Below are 20,323 nucleotides of genomic sequence, written 5' to 3'. Positions count from 1 at the left end.
GTTCTTATAGCCACCCGGAAGCTACCGTATTTTTGAAATGGACACAGGTGGCAAAGCGCATTGAGTTTTTGATTGATCAGGATTTTTATTTAAAAGCGGCAGACTATACAAGAATGCCCTCTTATGAGAGAGAACAGATGGCGAACCGTATTGTTTCCTTTTATTATCGACTTCCAAAGGAGATTGAACGTCCGTTTTCAGACGGTTTTTTGGGGGAAGAAGAAAGACAGGAGTTACCACTTCTGTTAGAGCAGGAAGAAACAGCGGAAGAACTGGTTAAAAAAATGGACGAAGCCCTTGCAGCCTTACCTTTAGAATTTGAGAATTACGAAAAACGTGTAGAAACCCTTGCAATTCTTCATCAGTATATAGAAGGGACGTATACACTGTTTCCGGAGCGGCAAAAAGAAATATCTGTTGAGAATGAAAATCAACAATTATCCCTGTTTGATTTTATGCAGGAAGAGCCATTTGACATGGAAAAATTAGAAGAACCAAACTTATCACAGCCTGATAACGAAGTTGCCGATACGATAGATGTGATAGGTACAGACGGAGAAATTATAACGGCTGTTCCACAAAAACGAAATCCAACAAAAGAAGATACCATTCCACAGCAGAAAGAATATGCAAAAGAAGGGAATAACTTTCGGATTACAGATGATGCGCTGGGTGTCGGAAGTCCAAAAGAGAAGTTTCGTGGAAATATAGAAGCAATTTCTTTATTAAAAAAGCTGGAAGCAGAAAATCGTTTGGCAATACCGGAAGAACAGGAAATTTTATCCAGATATGTTGGCTGGGGTGGTCTTTCAGCGGCATTTGATGACAGAAAAGAAGAGTGGAGTCAGGAATATCAGGAGCTAAAAGGTTTACTGAGTGAAAGTGAATATAAAGAAGCACGTTCTTCTACGTTAAATGCTTTTTATACACCGCCTACGGTGATCAAAGCCATGTATCAGATTTTAGAAAATATGGGATTATCTACGGGAAATGTACTGGAGCCTTCCTGCGGCGTGGGAAACTTCATGGGACTTATTCCAGAGAATATGCAGGGCATTCAGATGTATGGTGTAGAATTAGATCCGATTTCTGGAAAGATTGCAGGTCAGCTCTATCAAAAGAACCGGATAGAGGTAAAAGGATTTGAAAAAACAGAATATCCGGAAAGTTTTTTTGACTGCGTGATTGGCAATGTGCCATTTGGAAATTATCAGGTATCAGACCGAAAATACGATAAGTATTCTTTGATGATTCATGACTATTTTATTGTGAAGTCTTTAGATTTGATACGTCCCGGAGGTGTAGTAGCGGTGATTACTTCCAGCAGGACGATGGATAAAGAAAGTGAAAAAGTGCGATTGCAGTTTGCAGAGAAAGCAGACTTATTAGGTGCAATCCGCTTGCCGGAAAATGCGTTTCGCAAAAATGCCGGAACAGATGTAGTATCCGATATTTTATTTTTCCAAAAACGGGATCGGGCAGTGCTGCAGAAGTCTTCTTGGGTGGAAGTGGGAGAAACCGAAGAGGGATATAAAATCAATTCTTATTTTGTAGAACATCCGGAAATGGTGCTGGGGGACTTTGCGCTTGAGAGCAATCAGTATGGAAGAATGGAAGTTACAGTAAAGCCGAGAAAAGAAACTTCTTTGGAAGAACAGTTAAAATCGGTTATTCCTTTTATTCAAGGGCAGATTACAGTCAGAGAGTTTGACGAATTGGACTTAAATGAAACAGAAGACTCCATTCTGGCTGATCCGTCTGTGAAGAATTTCAGTTTTGCAAAGGTTGGAGAACAGGTGTATTATCGGGAAAATTCCAGAATGAACCGTATGGATTTACCTGCTGTGACAACAGAACGTGTCATAGGCATGATAGAGATTCGGGATATTACCAGAAAGTTGATTGACAGCCAGATGGAAGATGCCGGTGAGGAGGAAATCAAGAGTCTTCAAAAGGAATTAAACCAAACCTATGATACTTTTACAAAGAAATATGGACTGCTCAACAGCACTGTAAACCGTCGGGCATTTTCACAGGACAGCAGCTACTGTCTGCTTGCTTCTCTGGAATTTTTAGACGAAGAGGGGAGGTTAAAAAGAAAAGCAGATATTTTTCATAAGCGTACAATCCGAAAAGCAGAACCGATAGAGCGTGTGGACACTGCAAGTGAAGCACTTGCTCTGTCTTTGGCAGAACGTGCAAAAATAGATTTGTCCTTTATGACAGAACTGACAGGAAAGCCGGAGGCAGAGATTATTGAAGAATTAACCGGAGTTATTTTCCAAAATCCATTGACGGAAAAGTGGGAAACTTCAGATGAATATTTATCAGGGAATGTCCGGGTAAAGCTGGAAGTAGCAAAACAATTTGCTGAAAATCACGATCGCTATCAGGTGAATGTGCAGGCGCTTGAAAAAGTGCAGCCAAAAGAATTGGAAGCATCAGAAATTGAAATCCGACTTGGCGCAACGTGGGTGGATGCAGAGTATATCACCGAGTTTATGGGAGAACTATTTCAGACACCAGACTATTATCTTGGAAGCCGGATTGAGGTAAAATATGCCCCGGTAAACGGACAGTGGAACATTTCAGGGAAATCGTTGGATACGTATGGGAATACACGGGTAACTGCTACTTATGGAACAGCCCGTGCAAATGCCTATCGTTTGCTGGAAGATGCGTTAAATCTGCGGGATACAAAGATTTATGATACCATACAGGACGCTGACGGAGAACACAGAGTATTAAATAAGAAAGAAACTATGCTGGCACAGCAAAAGCAGGATATGATTAAAGAAGCCTTTAAGGAATGGATTTTTCGTGATATAGACCGAAGGGAAGCCTTATGTAAGAAATATAATGAGATTTTTAACAGTGTCCGTCCCAGAGAATATGATGGAAGTCATATTCAATTTGTAGGAATGACACCGGAAATTACCTTGATGCCACATCAGAAAAATGCAGTAGCCCATGTATTGTATGGAGGAAACACATTGTTGGCACACTGTGTAGGGGCTGGAAAGACGTTCCAGATGATCGCAGCGGGAATGGAGAGTAAGCGGCTTGGTCTTTCGCAGAAAAATCTCTATGTTGTGCCGAATCATCTGACCGAACAGTGGGGGAGTGACTTTCTCCGGCTTTATCCGGGAGCCAATGTATTGGTAGCTACCAAGAAGGATTTTGAGCCGGCGAACCGAAAGAAATTTTGTTCTCGGATTGCCACAGGAGATTACGATGCAATTATCATTGGACACAGCCAGTTTGAGCGTATTCCACTGTCAAAAGAGCGTCAGATGGCAATGATTGAACAGCAGATAGAAGAAATCATGCTGGCAATCGAAGAAGCGCAGAATGATGACAGTCCACGTTACACCATAAAGCAGATGGAGAGAACGAGAAAAGGTCTGGAGAAAAAACTGGAAAAATTAAACGATGATACTAGAAAAGATGATGTGGTGACCTTTGAGCAGTTAGGCGTAGACAGGCTGTTTGTAGACGAGAGCCATTTTTACAAAAATTTGTTCCTTTATACAAAAATGAGGAATATTGCAGGGATTGCACAGACTGACGCACAGAAAAGTTCAGATATGTTTATGAAATGCAGATATATGGACGAACTGACGGGAGGAAAGGGTGTTACTTTTGCCACAGGAACCCCCGTTTCGAATAGTATGACGGAACTATATACCATTATGCGGTATTTACAATATGATACTTTGCAAAAGTTACAGTTGGGACATTTTGACTCTTGGGCGGCAACTTTTGGAGAAACAGTGACAGCAGTAGAATTGTCACCAGAAGGAACGGGCTATCGTGCAAAAACACGGTTTGCCCGCTTTTTTAATCTTCCGGAGTTGATCTCTCTTTTTAAAGAAAGTGCGGATATTCAGACTGCAGATATGCTGCATTTACCTGTGCCGGAAGCAGAGTATATCAATGAAGTGTTAAAGCCGAGTGAAGAACAGCAGGAATTAGTGGCGGCGTTTGGGGAACGTGCGGAAATTGTAAGAAGTGGAGGTGTGGACGCTTCCGTTGATAATATGCTTAAAATCACTAATGATGGACGAAAATGTGCGCTGGATCAGCGTCTTATCAATGACATGCTTCCAGATTATGAAGACAGCAAGATTAACCGTTGTGTGGAAAATACCTTTTCTATTTGGGAAGAAACAAAGGAGCAGCTTTCTACACAGCTTATTTTCTGTGATTTATCAACACCAAAAAGTGACGGCTCTTTTAATGTATATGATGATATTCGGGAAAAACTGGTAACAAAAGGGATACCAAAAGAGGAAATTGTGTTTATTCATGAAGCGGGAACGGAAACAAAAAAAGCAGAACTTTTTGCAAAAGTGCGTTCCGGTCAGGTCAGGGTTTTACTGGGTTCTACCCCGAAATTAGGGGCAGGTACGAACATTCAAGATCGCCTGATTGCCCTTCATCATTTAGATTGCCCCTGGAAGCCCGCAGATTTGGAACAACAGGAGGGAAGAATTTTGCGGCAGGGCAATCAAAATAAAAAGGTAAAGATTTTCCGGTATGTGACAGAGAATACCTTTGATGCGTATATGTGGCAGATTTTGGAGAATAAACAGAAATTTATTTCCCAGATTATGACAAGCAAATCCCCTGTTCGTGCCTGTGAAGATGTTGATGACACAGCATTGTCGTATGCAGAAATTAAGGCACTGGCAACGGGAAATCCTTATATCAAGGAAAAAATGGACTTGGATATACAGGTAAGCAAATTGAAATTATTAAAAGCAAACCATACCAGTCAGAAATATAAACTGGAAACGGATATTGCAAAGAATTATCCAATGCAGATTGCAGCACAGAAAGAACGCCTTGCGGGGCTTCGTTCCGATGCAGAAGCCGTCCGTCCTATTTTTGAGAACGAAGAGTTTTCCATGATTGTTTCCAATAAAACCTTTACGGATAAAAAAGAAGCAGGAACCGCACTTTTGGCAGCATGTGAAGGATTAAAAGCCATTCATACAGAGGGAAAAATAGGAACGTTTCATGACTTTTCTTTATACGCAAAATTTGATGCTTTTAATCAACGGTACATCATGACCATTAAGAGAAAGTGCAGTTATCTGATTGAGATGGGAAAGGATATTCTTGGAAATTTACAGCGTATCAGTAATGCGCTAGGTGGAATTGAAAAGAAAATGGAAGAAGCAGAGCAAAAATTGGAAACACTGCAGAAGCAGTTGGAAACAGCACAGGAGGAAGCTGAGAAGCCTTTTCCCAAAGAAAAGGAATTGCAGGAGAAGATGGAAAGGCTTGCAGAACTGAACTCCCTTTTGAATATGGATGAAAAGGAAATGCCGCAAGATCAGGAGAAAGAAGTAGATCAGGTGGCAGATTTGCCGAGAAGGTCAGTCAATTATGCAGGCAGAGTGTCAGAAGGTCGAAAAGGAAAAGTAGAAAAATCTTCAGTGCTTGGCAGATTAAAAACCACACAAAGAAATATGGAAAAAGGCTGGAAAAACAGAAATATGCAGAAGAAAAAGCAGGAACAGCAGTTATAAAGAGGAAGTCCCGTTAGGAAACTGACGGGACATTTTTACGATGGAGGATTTGTCTATGGCAGGAAATAGAGAGCAGCAAATGTATGAAATTACGAAGCAGTTGGAAGAAGGTGTAAAAGCGTTATTTACCTCAGAACGGTATACAGAATATTTAAAAACTATGTCAAAATTTTATAATTACAGCTTTAATAATACGGTTTTGATTGCATTGCAAAGACCAGAAGCAACTTTGGTAGCGGGATATTCTGCATGGCAGAAAAATTTTCATCGTCAGGTGAAAAAGGGAGAGAAGGGAATTCAGATTATTGCTCCTTCACAGAGGAAAGAAAAGGAACTGGTAGAAAAATTTGATCCGGAAACAAATGAGCCGATTTTGGGACCGGATGGGCAGCCAGAAACAGAAGTGGTGGAGCATGTCGTTTCTGATTTTCGGGTAGTCCGTGTATTTGATATATCACAAACGTATGGAGAGCCTTTACCGGAACTTGCAATATCGGATTTAGCGGGGCAGGTACAAAATTTTCCCTTGTTTTTACAGGCAGTCAGAGAATTATCCCCTGTTCCTATCCGCTTTGGTGAAACAGAAGGAGAAGCAAAGGGGTATTACAGCAATAAAAAGAAAGAGATTGTTGTGAAAGAAGATATGAGTGAAAGCCAGACGATAAAAACACTTATTCACGAAATTGCCCATGCAAAGCTGCATGACAGGGAAGTATTGGAACAGACGGGAGAGGAAAAAGATCAGAGAACAAAGGAGATAGAGGCGGAAAGCATTGCCTATACAGTGTGTCAATATTTCGGACTGGATACTTCTGACTATTCTTTTCCTTATATTGCGGGTTGGAGTGACAATCTGAAGATGTGGGAATTGAGGACATTCATGGACGCAATACGAAGAACAGCAGGAGAGTTTATCAAGGAACTGGAAGAAAAAATGAAAGAATTAGAAACAGACAGAGGTGAAAGAGATGGTATTCAGAACGAAAAAGAAATAAAAATTGGTATGGATACCAAAGCAGTGGAATTAGAACAGCATGAAGGCTTATGGCATACGGTAGAAGAAGTGGAAATTGAGAAGGAACATTTCTATCTCATGGAGCATAACGAATACGGAGCTTCGGTAGCGCCGGTTCTGGTAAATGGAGATGGTAAAGTGGTAGCACAGGATTTGGAAAATGGTCTGGATCAGGAGGCTGTGAAAGCAATCAGAGAGTATCTGGAAGAAAAAGAAACTGCCAAAAAGCAGGAGAAGGTGGAAAATTCAAATGCAAGTTTATTCGACGAAGCAGAAAGAGAAGCAGCTTACCAGATAGAAACAACGGGACAGTTTTTCTTTATTCAGGAAACAGAGGAAGGGTATGATTATACCTTTTACAATCAAGAGTTTCAAGAATTAGATGGAGGGGTATACGATACCTTTGATGTTACACTTCAAGAAGCGGCAAAAACACTGCTATTAGAGGAAGGGGCAGATTTGACTGCATGTAGAAAGATCGATAGTGAAATGCTTCAGGAACAGGTTGAACGGGCAGAATATTTTCCGCAGAAGTCGTATGAGGCATTAAAACCCCTGATGGAGAGTGAAGAAAATAACGTGGCTTTTCGATCTGGATATGGGTATGTGATGTTACAGAAAATTTCAGAAGGCTATGAATGTATCATTTATGACCAAGCGTTTCGTGAGATTGGTGGACAGTTTTATGAGAATATAACTGCTTCCAAAGAAGAGGTTTTTTCCCAGATATTTCAAGAGGAAGGAATAGGTGAATTGCCTTGTGAGCCATTTTCCTATGAAGAACTTAAAAAATCTGTAATAGAAGGGGAGAAAAAGAGATTCTATGAAGGGGAACTGACACCAACTTCACAGATTGGCATTCGGGAAGAAAAACTGTTGCATGGTGAAAGCCGACAGAACATTGAAGAAGCGATACTTTGTTACGCACAGGCAGAACTGGAAGAGGCTGGATATGAAGAAATCACTTTATTGGCAGCAAGGGTATATGGAAGCCGTACAAGAGAAACTTTGTATAGGGAAGACTCCGATCTTGATGTGGCGCTTTCTTATACCGGGGACATCAGGGAAGATGCCTTTTTTAATCTGCTTCAGGAAAATGGAATGAGGATTGCCGGATTGAAAATTGACATAAATCCTATTTCGTTGGAAAAAACCGGGACACTGCAGGAATACATAAAGCGTGCAGAACAGTATCTTGACGAAAGAGAAGCAGAAAAGCAGGGACAGATACCACAGGAAACGCTACAAGAACCCCGAATTTCTTTCTATGCTGCAGAATGTATGGAATTTCCTTCTATGGGGGAATATTATGAAAATCTGACATTGGAAGAAGCCGTAGAAAAATACAAAACGATTCCGGCAGACCGCATTCATGGAATAAAAGGAATTGGATTTTGCCTGAAAGACGGAAGCATTTATGATGGAGAATACGAATTGATGTCTGGAGGGAAAATCTCCAAAGACTTGATTGACTTAGTCCCCCATTATAAAGAAAGCCCGTTGGTACAAAAAGCAATGCAAGATTTAGAAAGAATCTTGGCAGAAAAACAACGGGAAAACACAGCGGAGCAGACAAAAGCAGAGGGAACAATGGGAAGAAAAGTTTCTGTGCTAAAAGCCTTAAAGGAGCGTAAAGAACTGTTAAAGAAACAGGAGAAAAAAGAAGAAACGTCCTATACTCGTAAGAAAGAAGCAGAATTGTAATGGAAAAATGGAAATACAGGAGAAACGGTTATGGCAGGTAATCAATTTGCAGTGTATCAGCTTAGAGAAATCCCCGAAAACCGAAAAAAGCGTTTTCGTTCTTATGCAGAGTTACAAAAAGAACATATCCAGATACGCTATACAGATTATAAACAAGTATATAGAAGCTGGATGCGGTACGATGAAACACCGGATAATATCCGAAACCGTTTGACAAAGCAGTTACCGAAAAATTTTTCCGGACATTCCCTAAGCATTGGGGACATGCTGATTTTAGATAAGAATGGGGAAGCGGCAGCCTACTATTTAGAAAAAGAGGGCTTTACTGTTTTAGATGATTTTATTCGGAATGGTTTTTCCAATACGTTGATTTCTCTTGCCACTACTAATTTTCAGCTTGAAGGGAAAGAAGGAAGATGGCTTGCCTTCGATAATCTGGTGGTGGAAGGAAAAGAATTTTTCCTGATGGAGCATACGACATACGGGAAAAATGCTGCTTGGGTAGTGGTAGATGGAACTGGAAAGTTAATCGTGGATCAGGTTACGGCAGGATTTGACGAAACCGTCAAAGAACAGATTCTTTCCTATCTGCACCCACAAGAAACACAGGAAAAAAGAGGGACACCTGTGTTGGAAAACTGGCAGAAATCCTATGAAAATGGAGAATATTTAAGAAGTGCAGAGATTACAGAAGAACAAAATTATAATATGATTGATGGAAGAATGAATAATCTGCCAACAAAGCCCCGTAAGATCGGAACACGAACTTCTGTGTTAGACCGTCTGCATTTAAAACAGGCAGCTTTAAATGCGAAGAACTTGCCACAATCGGTTATGGAGAATGAGAGAGAGCGGAAAAGGAAATAAAAAGAAGGGGAAACTTGAATTTGTGTATTCAGGCTTCCCTTGTTCTTTTTATAGTTCTTTTAATATGGAGGCATATTTTGGGCGCTTTGCTTCTGGAATTTTCAGAGCTGCCATAGCCTCTTCGGTAGTCAAGTTTAGTGTTTCCATTAGATTGCGGATACTGTCTAAAGTATTTCGTTCAGTAGTGCTTTCAACAATTCCCTGACTTAAGTTACACATGAGCGACACCTCTCTTTTCAAATTCTGCGTCATTGCAATATCAAAATCATCATGGAGAATTCTTTCTTTTTCCTTCGGTGTTGTTTCTGAAGAAAGCAGAACATTTAATAATTTTAAAACTCCGTGATAATTCTCACTGTCCGGTTTGCCGAGGCAAATCATAACAGCAGACATCAAATCATAATTTTCCACTTTTTCGGTAACATGTCCCACAAGCGATTTTTCTGCAATGTAATATTGGGTAATAGTATTTTCTCTGGATTTTGGTGGGTTCATACAAATCCAGATGGAGTAGACTTTGCGAATTTTATCGTACTGTGCAGATGAAAATACAGTACCATATTGAGCAGAAATCATACGACTGCAATAGTATATGCTGCGTTTAAGCAACGGATAACCGGGATAAAAATTGTTTTGTGCTTCTACATTGATAATTAAACGGATGAACTCACCAGACTTTGGTGCAGTTGCTGTGAAACGAATATCGTAGGTAATCGTTCCCTCCGTAATGGTTTTATCTTCTGTGCGTTCTCCCTTGATTAAAGAGGGATTGGTCTGATCAGGCAGAACCGGAACTTCTGCGACTTGCGGTTCACCTTCAATATATTTTTCAATGATTTCTGAAATGCTGCATTCCCGATATTCTTCTAAACAATTCTTCATAATCCAAGCAAGAATGATTTTTTCAGAAAGCAGCCGTTTACAAGCAGAGTCATAATCTGAATTGCTTCCTGCAGTACGAATTGTTTGCGATAGCGTTGTTTCCAGTTCCACTAAATCGCCACCTTTTCTATCTTGCCTTTAGTATAAAACAGATAACAAAAGAATACAACAAAAATAGAAAGAAATTTTGGAGCATAAGGGTTAGCGTGGTGGTATATCCTTTTCAGAATTCTTTTCAAAATCAGACTTTCCATGAAGAATCATCTCGACATTTTTACATACAGTCTGCAATTCTTTTTCGTATTGTTTTCTTTTTTGATATTCCTGACGCTGCATATTTTTTATGGAAAGCAGTTTTTCTTTTTCAGATTTTAATAATTTCATAGAAAGCAATGTTTCATTTTCTGAGTGCTGCTTTAAGAAATTCCGGGCAGTTTCATAAAGCGTAATTTCTGACAGATGTTCCTGTCGGAATTGTTTCTTATTTTTTGCGTGTAAAAATTCCCTATAAACAGATTTATTTGCAAGGTATTGTCCGGTGTAATGAATTTGTTCATTGAGCCTTTTCAATTCCTGTTGTGTGGAACGGAGGTTTTTTCGGCAGTTGGCAGTTTCCGACTGTGATGTGGTCAGTGCGGTCATCAAATCCGCTTCTGTGGAATAGCCACGTTCCTGTACATAAGCAATGGTTTTTGCCATTTGCTGTAAATTGGAAAGCTTTACTTTTCTGGCATAAACCGGATTATTCTGCGCTTTGACACGTTGCTGCAGATCTATGACAAGCCGTAGGTCTGATTTTATAAAACAGAAGGCTGTAGTTCCTTTTCTTTCCGTAACAGTAGAAGCAGAATGAGGAGTGAAAAGTTCCGAGCCTGTGTGAGATTGCATTTGGGGTTCTTTCTTCTTTTCCCAAATGGAAAGCAGATAATCTTCTGTGTAATGGGAACCTAGTGATCTTCCGGTAATGAACTTGTTTCGTTCCGGGTGTAGATAGCTGAAACGTCCTCTGCTTACTTTTAAAGTAATCTGATAGTTATTGAAAAGTGCTGCCTGAAATTGTTCGATATTGCAGGAAGAAGCAGCGGCGTATTCAATAGCGGTTCGCAGATATTCCTTTTGTGTCTGAAAAACGGTTTGGCGTGGAGCAATTCCTTTGGACAACATTTCTTTATTCAGAGCGTCCAGCTTTTTTTGCCCAGTGTGCTTTGCACGATACTCTCTGTCTGTGATTTTTTCTCTGCCGGAGAAAGTAAATCCACCTGATGTAAATGTTCTCTATGGCAAATATCCATAAGTGAGTGTTTTAAATAAATAAGATAAGTCGGTGTTAGATGATGCTTGTATCCGGCACGGGCATCGCAGGGACGTTCCATAAATGTCTGGCGCTCTACATCATATTTTCTTAGGCTGTTGATTACAATATGTACATGAATGTTTCCGCTTTCATTATTTCCGTCTGTATGGGTACAGACAAGAGCCTGATGTCCCGGAAAATTTTTTTGAGCATACTCTAATCCGAGTCGTTGTGCCTTTTCTCCGGTTAATCCATGATCTTCGGTATCTTTCGGATCAAAGCTTAGAATATAGTGATGAGATTTGATTTCATCAAAATTTTGGTTTTTACGATATTGTGCGTTTAACTCTTTACATTCCAAATCAAAAGAGAAGGGATCACAGTTGATACCGTCAATGTAATATTCCTTTCTTGGAATGAGTTCTCCATTTTCATCAAGGACTGGCTTTTTCGTATGTTCATCATGTTGAAACAGAAGATAACGTTGTGCTTCTCCGTAGTCCATATTTTTAATTGCAATATGCTTAAGAATTGCCATATTCATTACCTCTTGAATGAGTGGGAGCAGATATATTTTGGGCAGAAAAGTTTCCGGCAAGTTTTAAGACTTCGTATTTCATTTCATAGATTTTAGAAAGACTCTGTTGGAGTGATTTTTGTACTTCCTGTGAATGAATACCGCCGCTATTGAAGTACCGGGCAATCTGATTTAGATTACTTCCTATTTTTCCAAACTCGGAAATCAATTTTTTTAATTCCGGCAGATCAGCCACCAGTTCGTATTTTAGAATTGTTCTTTTGTTCATAATTTGTCTACGGGCAAATTCTGCCAAAGGCAGATTTGCGGATTTTGCCTGAGAAGATATAATTTCGTATTCTGTATCAGTAAGACGCAGCATAATTTGATGTGTATGCCGTAATGATTTTTCTTTTTTTGGTCTTGCCATAGTATAAAATCTCCTTTTATAAAAATTCTATTTATATATAAGCCGATAGAGGGAACTGTATTGGAAAATATAAAATCACTGTGAAAATAGTTTGAAAACATGATACAATAGAAAAAATAATTGTATGGAGGTTGACTATGCCAAGAGGAAGAAAAAAACAGAATGTGCTTACTTTGGAGGAACAGCTTGTAACAGTAAACGAAAGAATTCAGGAAGTAGAGAATGAATTGAAGCAGCTTCGTTCTAAAAGAAAAGAAATTCAGGCGAAAATTGAGGAGCAGGAAAAGGAAACATTGTTCCGGGCGGTAGTTGCTTCGGGAAGAACCGTAGAAGATGTTCTTGCAATATTAAAAGCCCAAGATCAGAAAGAAGAACAGTAATTTAGAAAAAGATGTTTATTGCTATGAAAAGTGTAGCAGTAGACATCTTTTTTATTACCGTGATGGAACAATCACGCTGCGACTATCAAGATAGGAGCCAATATACATATTTGAAAAATATGATGATGTTGAGGGTATGGGGAGCGAAATCCCCATCAAGTTTGCCGAGTAGGAAAAAGTCACGAAGTGAGTTTTGAGTTACTCAGGCGAAACTTGCTTTGAGATAAAAAAATTATGATGTTTGAATAAATAAAAATTATATTTTTAAAAAAAATAGTATATTTTGACTGTTTTTTGAGAAGGTTAAATTGACAAAATTAAAATTGTATGATACATTAAATATACAAATACACGTGTATGTTTAGGGAAAGAATAAACGAAAAGGAGAACAAAAATATGAAACGAAAAGTATTAGTATGTGGTCTAATTATGGGATTGTTAGCGTCATCAATTTCTGTTAGTGCCGCAACACCAAGAAGTGCGTCGGACTGTAAGGCAAAAATTTCTTTGACTGATTCAAAAGGAGTATTTTCTGTATTTGAAAGTACTACACCTATGAATCCAATCACTCCTAAGAAAATTGATGGGAATTATAAATGTGTAGATATTAATGGACGTTATAATACACAGAGAGTAAGTAGGAGTGTTAGTAAAGGACAAATTTCAGAAACAAAATATGCTCCTAATCATTTTAAGACTTATATGGGGAATATGGCATATTATTTAGACGGCAGTTACGCAGGTTCGGTTGAGAAATATTATTAGAAATCAAAGAGAGTGCCAGTGAAATCTAGATTTCACTGGCACTTCTTTAATTTAGAATGGAGGAACTATGAAAAAGAAAAAATTTAATAAGAATTATTTTTTAGTAACTATAATGTTATTTTTATTTATAGGTCTTTTCTGTGGATGCTCTTTAAAAAAGAAAGAAGTCGTGTGGTATATTTCTGATCCGGAAGCCTATGGTGTGAAAAAAGAAGAAATAGTAGAGTATCAGGAAATAGAAACGGAACGATTTCAATTATTTAATAAACGCTTAGAAGAATTAAATATACCTGCAAAAGTAATTTTTAAATTTGTGCCAAACAGATATGAAGCAAAGAAGGAAGATTTTGAAAGTGCGAAATTGTATGAAAAGGAGTTTTTGTTTCAAACAAAAATGATAGAAAATTTAATAAATAAAGATAGTGATGCGGATATAGTTAGTTTTTCTCCGTTGGAATATGATGAGTTTTTGGTGTTGGATGAGTATCTAAAGAAAAAAGAAAATCAAAAAGTTTTGAAGGCAATTCCAGAAACAGTTTGGCAGGCAAATGCAATTAATAAAAAAGCATATCAGATACCTAGAGGAAACGCATCTGTATTAGAGCCAACATATGTATTTTATAAACCGTTTTTAGAAGAATATCAAATAAATTTAGATGAAGAAAAAATAAAAAATATGACTCCAGAAGAAATTATAGCATTTCTTAAGCCGTATTTTGAAGAAGAACGTCTTTTGGATGATAAATATTATTTGACTTCAGCTACTGACTTACAATATAGTGGATACATTCAAAAACGATATGTTCCAGTAATAAGAAATTCTAGAGATTGCAATTTGGCAGTTGACATAAAAGAAAAAAAGGTCGTTAATTTATTAGATACACCGGAAATGAAAAAAATGTTAGAAATAAATCAGTTGATTTATACAGAAAACTTGGATGCACATATAGAACGGCAAGATAAAAATGGAATGCCTGTATTCTGCATGACTGATATACCAACAATAAGAGAATTGACACAGGATGAAGAAACTGACTGGATAGAGATAATGTTAGGAGATAGGCGAATAGAAAGTTCTTTTGGGAATGGAGTTTTAAAAAATAGTGATAAAAAAGAATTAGCAGTTCAAGTATTGGCGGCATCTATGTATGATAAAAAACTTTCCAATATTATGATTCATGGAGTTCCAGAAAAAGATTATCAATTAGAAGATGGGTATGCGAATTACAAAAATGAGCAGATAGGATTATCTTCTATGGGTAGTTTTAAAAGTATTGGAAATAATAGAATTGCATATCCAAACAAGCTAGAAGTTAAAGAAAAAGAAGAAATAACAGAACAATTGTTGAAAGAAATAATGATTCAGCCATACTGTAATTTTACCCCTGTACTAGATGAAAAACTTTCTAAAAAAATAGCAAAAATCTCTCAAATTTATAGTGACATGGAAGGTAAGACAGAATTTGAAGATATACCTGTTCTTGCAACATTTATACAAAAACAGGAACAAAAACTGAATGAAGCCGAAGTGGGAGAAGTAGTTTCGGAATTGCAAAAACAATTGGATATATGGGAGGAGTGATGGAATGCATCTAGAAATAAAAGATGTTGGAAAACGCTATGGGGAAAAAGAAGCATTAAAGCAATTAAATTTACAACTTTCTCCTGGAATATATGGTCTTTTAGGCCCCAATGGAGCTGGAAAGAGTACGCTTATGAAATTAATCTGTATGCTTATAGAACCGACAACAGGAAAAATATTATTTAATGGCAAAGATATTCGGGCAGATAGAAAAAAATTTTTAAAGTTATTGGGATATATGCCACAGCAACATTGTCTGTATCCTGAATTTGGAGTAGAAGAATATTTATATTATGTAGGTACATTAAAAGGAATGGACAAGAAAAAACTTCAAGAATCCACCACAGAATTATTAAAAAAAGTACGACTTTTGGATGTGAGGAAACAGAAAATCCGTACTTTATCAGGAGGAATGCAACAGCGATTAATGTTTGCTCAGGCATTATTAGATAATCCTCAAGTGCTAATTTTAGATGAACCTACAGCTGGTCTTGATCCGAAAAAAAGGATTGAGATGAGAAATTTAATTGCAGAATGTGCAAAAGATAAAATTATTTTGATAGCTACCCATGTAGTAAGCGATGTGGAATTGATTGCTGATAAAATGTTACTTTTAAATCGAGGTGAACTTTTGGCAGAAAGCAGTGTTTTGGAACTTACAGAAAGTTTGTGTGGTAAAGTTTGTGAATTGGAAGCGAATGAAGAATTAGAAATACTGGAGAAAAGATACCAGATTAGCAGTATGTATCGACGAGAAGGCAAAATTTATGCTAAAATTTTATTGAAATCTGAGGAAAAGAAACCAGAAAAAGCAGTTGATGTATATCCAGATTTAGAAGATGTGTATTTATATTATTTTAGGGGTAGTGAGTAGTAAGGGGGAAAACGATGCTGAAATTGATTTTATATGAATGGAAAAAATTGTGGAAAAATGCTTCCGTTTTAAAAATAGTATTGTTGTTTTTTCTTCTTTCTGCAGTAGTATTTCAGGGACAATTAAATCAAGATAAAGAAGCACATCATACGTATTTAAAATTTCATAAAGATACAGATGATATGACAGAAAATGAAGCTGTGAATTGGCTACAAGAAGAAAAGAAAAATGAAAATACTGGATATGGAGAGTATAAAGCACTTTCATATATGGAAGACGAAATATCAGCTATAGATGACTATGATTCATATAGGGAATCTATTCAAAGTAGGTATCGTCAAAACCAGAGTATTTCTGTTTTTGCAAAAGACGTGGAACAGAATCAGTATATGGAACGGATTGCACAAAAATATGAAAGCCTTAAAATTAACGCACCGATGAAGCGACAGCCGTATCAAGGATTTCTGAAAATTGTAGATTTCTATGTGCAGTATATCTTGGCTATTGTTTTATTGATTTACCTTGTAAGTGTTGTATTTATACAGGAACAAAAAAACGGGAAAGCAGATTTTTCTCGTACAATGTTTAGAGGTGAAAAACCTTTGTTTATTGCAAAAGTATGTACGGTATATGGAACATTACTTATTTATCTAATTGGTACATTTCTAATCAATATGGCGTTAGCTTGTAGAACATATGGATTTATCTCAATGGATGCTGCTATTCAAAGCGTGCCAGGATTTTATTCTGTTCCATATGCATGGAATATAGGTACATATATGATTGCATCTCTAGCGTTGCAAGGGCTTGCAGCTTTCTTTATTACATCTATTGCCATATTTTTAGCTAGATTTTCCGTGTCGGAAGTAAAAACTGCAGCAGGATTAGCAATTGTTATGTTATGGAGTATCCTTACTCAAAATATGATGAGTGGAGATGGAGTTGAGGCAGCCTTCCGAATATGGAATGTGTGGGGGATTTTTACAGGGAAATCGATAATAAAAAATTATGAAATTCTTAAATTTGGAAATATTCTTATTGAACAGAGTTTAGGGATAGTTATATGTATTGCTATAGCAATATTCTTATTATTGATGAGTGGAAAACATCATTTAAAAGAAAAGAAATATTATAGAAAAGGAAAAAGAAAAAGAAAAAGGCATCCACATGGATTGTTTTATTATGAAATGAAAAAAATCTGGATTTATCAAGGTGCTATATTTTTATTTCTTGCTTGTATGAGTATACAGATAATAGCCATTTGTCAGTATAAAACTTATATAGGAACAGATGAGTTTTATTATCAGAAATATATTGATAAATTTGGAAATAGAATTACAGAAGAAACAGATGATAGAATTGCATTAGAAAAAATGCGGTTGGAGAACTTGGAAAAGGAATTGAATCAGACGAATGATTCTGTAAAAAGTTATAAGCTTACCAAAGAATTGGAATGTGTAGGTGGTTTTCAAAAATATATGGAACGAATAGAAAACTTGCGAGAAGATAGAAAAAATCCAATTGTGCTGAAAGATAGACAGTATGAGTTATTATTTGAAAATACTTCGGTATCTCGAATGTTGGTTATATTATTGTGTGTTTCTTTTGCCTTTTTAATTCCACCTACATATCAAAAAGAAAAGGAAACTGGAATGGAAGTATTGCAAGATACATCTTGGTCTGGTAATAAGAAATTGTGGCGTTTAAAAATGGAAGCAGTCCTCTTATATTGTATACCTTTTGTGATTTTTAACGGAATACTGATATTTATGAAAGAAAAGAATACATATGCTCTAGAGTGGATGGCTCCCACAGGATGTTTGTCACAATACTGGGAGAATTCTATGAAAATTCCCATACACACTACTTTTACAATAGGAATCATTATGCAATGTATAGTAGTAGCGGTAATTGTCGCATTTTTATCTGCTTGTGCAAAGAGAGTGAGGAGTCAGCATATGTTGACGGGGATTATATTGGGAATCATGGTGGTACCTGTAATGCTATCTTCGTATGTGCCTGTTACAGCACTTAGCTGGATACATCACCTATTTTTTTTATTTACAGCAAATTTAAAAATAGTAGCAACTGTTTGCATTGCTTTAGTAATGGTAACCTATTTAATGATAAGAAAGGAAAAAACAAAATGAAAAAATGGAAAAGTGTGTTGTGTTTTTTTACTGCTATTTTTTTGATGCTTACAGCATGTGGTAATGAAAAAGATGTAGTAGAAAAAAAACAAGAAAACAGATTTAGCGATAAACAAGAATATTTGGTTATGTCAAATTGGACAGAATCGAATGATGGGATATATGGAGTTGAATGGGAAGAAGAATATACACCAATCTTTTTTGTGGATAAAAAAACGGGTAAAAAGACAGTGTTGTGTCAAAAAGTTAATTGTAAGCATGATTCTAAAGAATGCCCAGCGGTTGAGGATGGAATTATGGGATGTATGGCATATTCAGATGGTACATTATATTTTATAGTACAGAAACAGGAAGAGGAAACGAAACTTGAATTATATTCCATGAATGAAGATGGAAGTGAAAAAAAAAGATTACACGTATTTGAACATGCACAGATTTTTCCTAATCAAGCAGGATTGTATAAAGGAAAAGTAATTTTATCGGTTCAGACACAAAAGGAACTAGAAGATGGAAGTGGTTTAACTACGGCAGAACCGTCTATTATAATGTATGATTTAAAAACTAAAAAGGAGACTATTTTATTAAACGGAGCAGAAAATGTGGGGAAATATACGGTTCCGTGTGGAGGAAGCGAAAATGGAATATATTTGTTACAGATTCCATGGGAAGATACAGAGCATGACAAAGACTGCGAGTATTTGAGATATGATTTCGAAGCTGAAACTTTTGATAAAATATATACAGCGAAAGTATTCGATATGCAGATTATCAAAAATGATATGCTTTATTTGCAAACCAATGAAAAAAAGGAATTACAAAGTTATAATATAAAAACACAGGAAAAGAATGGTATCCTAGAATGGAAAGATGATGTAGATGAAGTTTGGGCAAGGGAAGATCATGTTGAATTTCGTAAAAATATGAAGGATGGTGAGAAAAAAAAGACATATGGTAATTGGTATGATTTTGAGAAAGAAAAATATTTGTTTGAGGAATATCAAGATTTAGACAAAATTAATGTAAAGGGCAAAACTGAAAATGGATATTTGATTTATAAGGAAGGAGAACCTTATTTTTATCATTTGGAAGATAGAAGTTGGCAAAAGATTGAGGAAATACAATAAATAGAAGATTTTGCATAAGGTGTAATTATGTATCTTCAATATCAAAACTATTTAACTTCATTTAATGAAAATGTGTAATAGTTATAGGTGAAAAATAAAGAAATGTTAAATAATTTAAAAGGCTCTAAGTCAATAGTTGGGGTGGGATTTTCTAAATTCCGCTCCATTATTGCGTTTGAAGGCATTTTTGTGTTTTGACCATAAATATCTAATTTATGGCAAGGCAAACAGACCTTCAAGTGCCCATTCTATTTGGTTAATTAGTTACAAGAAAAATACGAGTTCTAAGACGTTCAAATTTTCGAATTCCGTAAGAGGTACGTTTTAGAACTTTGATTTTATTATTAAATCCTTCCGTTGTCCCGTTTGTTATATGTGGATATTTAAAAGCATTTAAGATTTCTTTTGACCAGTTTCGGTATGTCTTTGCACATTTTTCAAATTCCGGAATACCGGATTTTTCGGCCATTTTAATCCAATCAAAAAAGTCTTTGCGTTGTTGGGAATATTTTGGATTTTGACAGATTTCATAAAATTTTTCTTTCAGAAAATGTGCTCTGCGTAAGTCGTCATTATAAAGTAACATTAAGTCACAAGCCTGTATATCTTCGTCTTTTAACTTAAAATATCGGGTTAAAATAAGTTTTCGACTTCGTTTATAATACTTTCTTAAATGTGCAGGCATAGAACGCTGTAATCGTTTTCGAACCCCTTCAATAGCCCATGTGGTTTGTCTAATGAAATGGTATTTATCAATGATGATTTTTGCATTTGGAAAATAAATCTTTGCTAACTCAACGTAAGGTATCCACATATCACATACAAAGTATTTTACCCGATACAATGATTATGCATTGTATGCACCTCCGAGTGTTTTTGTTGTTAGTTGGGCACTTGGGGGTCTTTTTTTATTTTAACGCAAAAATAAAATGTTGGGAATATAGAAATAAACTATACCCCAACATTTATTATAGAACCATTTAAAATAGTGAAAATAAAAAACGTCTGTTATCAGGCGTTTTTTTATTGTGTGCGCCTTGCGGCGCACGTCGCTAATGGGTGAAAGTCCCTAATCTGCCCTAGTAGTGGGAAGGATACAGCCAAGACCAAGGGTGTCCTATTCATGGCAAGACTATGATTAACGTGAGGGGAATCTGAAGGAAGGTGGAGGCAAATCTCTGGTCTGACGAACAGAAATCACA

13 protein-coding genes and 1 pseudogene are annotated in these 20,323 nt (G+C 36.7%); 9 read left to right on the top strand and 5 right to left on the bottom strand.

The genetic code is table 11. The features are described from left to right. Positions 1-32 precede the first annotated feature (32 nt). From ACTQXY_RS09600 to ACTQXY_RS09590, 3 genes are read left to right on the top strand one after another with little or no spacing between them, the layout of a single operon-like run. Entirely contained in the window at positions 33-5,537 is a 5,505-nt protein-coding gene (locus ACTQXY_RS09600) for a helicase-like domain-containing protein (protein WP_441659280.1), read from the top strand. Between the two features lie 55 nt (positions 5,538-5,592). After that, a complete protein-coding gene (locus tag ACTQXY_RS09595; RefSeq protein ID WP_441659279.1) occupies positions 5,593-8,256 on the top strand; it encodes an LPD16 domain-containing protein in 2,664 nt (887 codons plus the stop codon). 30 nt (positions 8,257-8,286) lie between these two features. Continuing rightward, complete coding sequence (locus ACTQXY_RS09590) at positions 8,287-9,123, top strand: YodL domain-containing protein (protein ID WP_441659278.1); 837 nt, start codon at positions 8,287-8,289, stop codon at positions 9,121-9,123. 48 nt (positions 9,124-9,171) lie between these two features. On the opposite strand, the gene ACTQXY_RS09585 is transcribed toward ACTQXY_RS09590, so the two are convergent. The 4 genes from ACTQXY_RS09585 to ACTQXY_RS09570 all read right to left on the bottom strand — a co-directional run bounded on the left by ACTQXY_RS09585 (position 9,172) and on the right by ACTQXY_RS09570 (position 12,246). Beyond that, on the bottom strand, positions 9,172-10,116 hold the full coding sequence (locus ACTQXY_RS09585) for a hypothetical protein (protein ID WP_441659277.1): 945 nt from the start codon (positions 10,114-10,116) through the stop codon (positions 9,172-9,174). Positions 10,117-10,206: 90 nt separating this feature from the next. After that, complete coding sequence (locus tag ACTQXY_RS09580; RefSeq protein WP_441659276.1) at positions 10,207-11,169, bottom strand: hypothetical protein; 963 nt, start codon at positions 11,167-11,169, stop codon at positions 10,207-10,209. A gap of 8 nt (positions 11,170-11,177) precedes the next feature. Next, entirely contained in the window at positions 11,178-11,837 is a 660-nt protein-coding gene (locus ACTQXY_RS09575) for a relaxase/mobilization nuclease domain-containing protein (protein ID WP_441659275.1), read from the bottom strand. Continuing rightward, positions 11,824-12,246, bottom strand: coding sequence for a plasmid mobilization protein (locus tag ACTQXY_RS09570; RefSeq protein WP_441659274.1), 423 nt, complete (start codon positions 12,244-12,246; stop codon positions 11,824-11,826). The genes ACTQXY_RS09575 and ACTQXY_RS09570 overlap by 14 nt, the downstream gene beginning before the upstream one ends. Positions 12,247-12,383: 137 nt before the next feature. Here ACTQXY_RS09570 and ACTQXY_RS09565 point away from each other — a divergent pair, with 137 nt between their 5' ends. From ACTQXY_RS09565 to ACTQXY_RS09540, 6 genes are all read left to right on the top strand, one after another. After that, entirely contained in the window at positions 12,384-12,626 is a 243-nt protein-coding gene (locus tag ACTQXY_RS09565) for a hypothetical protein (protein WP_441659273.1), read from the top strand. A gap of 396 nt (positions 12,627-13,022) precedes the next feature. Continuing rightward, a complete protein-coding gene (locus ACTQXY_RS09560) occupies positions 13,023-13,391 on the top strand; it encodes a hypothetical protein (protein WP_441659272.1) in 369 nt (122 codons plus the stop codon). A gap of 67 nt (positions 13,392-13,458) precedes the next feature. After that, positions 13,459-14,973 (top strand): hypothetical protein, encoded by a 1,515-nt coding sequence (locus ACTQXY_RS09555; protein ID WP_441659271.1) that lies wholly within the window; start codon positions 13,459-13,461, stop codon positions 14,971-14,973. A 4-nt stretch (positions 14,974-14,977) separates the two neighbouring features. Further along, a complete protein-coding gene (locus ACTQXY_RS09550; protein ID WP_441659270.1) occupies positions 14,978-15,847 on the top strand; it encodes an ATP-binding cassette domain-containing protein in 870 nt (289 codons plus the stop codon). A gap of 14 nt (positions 15,848-15,861) precedes the next feature. Beyond that, positions 15,862-17,997: a hypothetical protein gene (locus ACTQXY_RS09545; protein ID WP_441659269.1), complete on the top strand. Its 2,136-nt coding sequence runs from the start codon at positions 15,862-15,864 to the stop codon at positions 17,995-17,997. After that, positions 17,994-19,121 (top strand): hypothetical protein, encoded by a 1,128-nt coding sequence (locus ACTQXY_RS09540; protein WP_441659268.1) that lies wholly within the window; start codon positions 17,994-17,996, stop codon positions 19,119-19,121. Before ACTQXY_RS09545 ends, ACTQXY_RS09540 begins: the two co-directional genes overlap by 4 nt. Before the next feature lie 256 nt (positions 19,122-19,377). Here ACTQXY_RS09540 and ACTQXY_RS09535 read toward each other — a convergent pair. Next, a pseudogene (locus tag ACTQXY_RS09535) lies at positions 19,378-19,962 on the bottom strand (ISL3 family transposase); the annotation flags it as partial. Positions 19,963-20,323 lie beyond the last annotated feature (361 nt).

This window comes from Faecalimonas sp. LCP19S3_D12, assembly GCF_052121495.1.
GTDB lineage: Bacteria > Bacillota > Clostridia > Lachnospirales > Lachnospiraceae > Faecalimonas.
Note: the sequence above shows the minus strand (reverse complement) of the source record. Positions and strands in the feature narration are given on the sequence as shown.

Bases quoted from the DNA above. Each gene is read 5' to 3' on its own strand.
- ACTQXY_RS09540 (WP_441659268.1), top strand. From the start codon at position 17,994: ATGAAAAAATGGAAAAGTGTGTTGTGTTTTTTTACTGCTATTTTTTTG.
- ACTQXY_RS09570 (WP_441659274.1), bottom strand. From the start codon at position 12,246: ATGGCAAGACCAAAAAAAGAAAAATCATTACGGCATACACATCAAATT.
- ACTQXY_RS09565 (WP_441659273.1), top strand. From the start codon at position 12,384: ATGCCAAGAGGAAGAAAAAAACAGAATGTGCTTACTTTGGAGGAACAG.
- ACTQXY_RS09580 (WP_441659276.1), bottom strand. From the start codon at position 11,169: ATGTTGTCCAAAGGAATTGCTCCACGCCAAACCGTTTTTCAGACACAA.
- ACTQXY_RS09560 (WP_441659272.1), top strand. From the start codon at position 13,023: ATGAAACGAAAAGTATTAGTATGTGGTCTAATTATGGGATTGTTAGCG.
- ACTQXY_RS09595 (WP_441659279.1), top strand. From the start codon at position 5,593: ATGGCAGGAAATAGAGAGCAGCAAATGTATGAAATTACGAAGCAGTTG.
- ACTQXY_RS09550 (WP_441659270.1), top strand. From the start codon at position 14,978: ATGCATCTAGAAATAAAAGATGTTGGAAAACGCTATGGGGAAAAAGAA.
- ACTQXY_RS09590 (WP_441659278.1), top strand. From the start codon at position 8,287: ATGGCAGGTAATCAATTTGCAGTGTATCAGCTTAGAGAAATCCCCGAA.
- ACTQXY_RS09575 (WP_441659275.1), bottom strand. From the start codon at position 11,837: ATGGCAATTCTTAAGCATATTGCAATTAAAAATATGGACTACGGAGAA.
- ACTQXY_RS09555 (WP_441659271.1), top strand. From the start codon at position 13,459: ATGAAAAAGAAAAAATTTAATAAGAATTATTTTTTAGTAACTATAATG.
- ACTQXY_RS09545 (WP_441659269.1), top strand. From the start codon at position 15,862: ATGCTGAAATTGATTTTATATGAATGGAAAAAATTGTGGAAAAATGCT.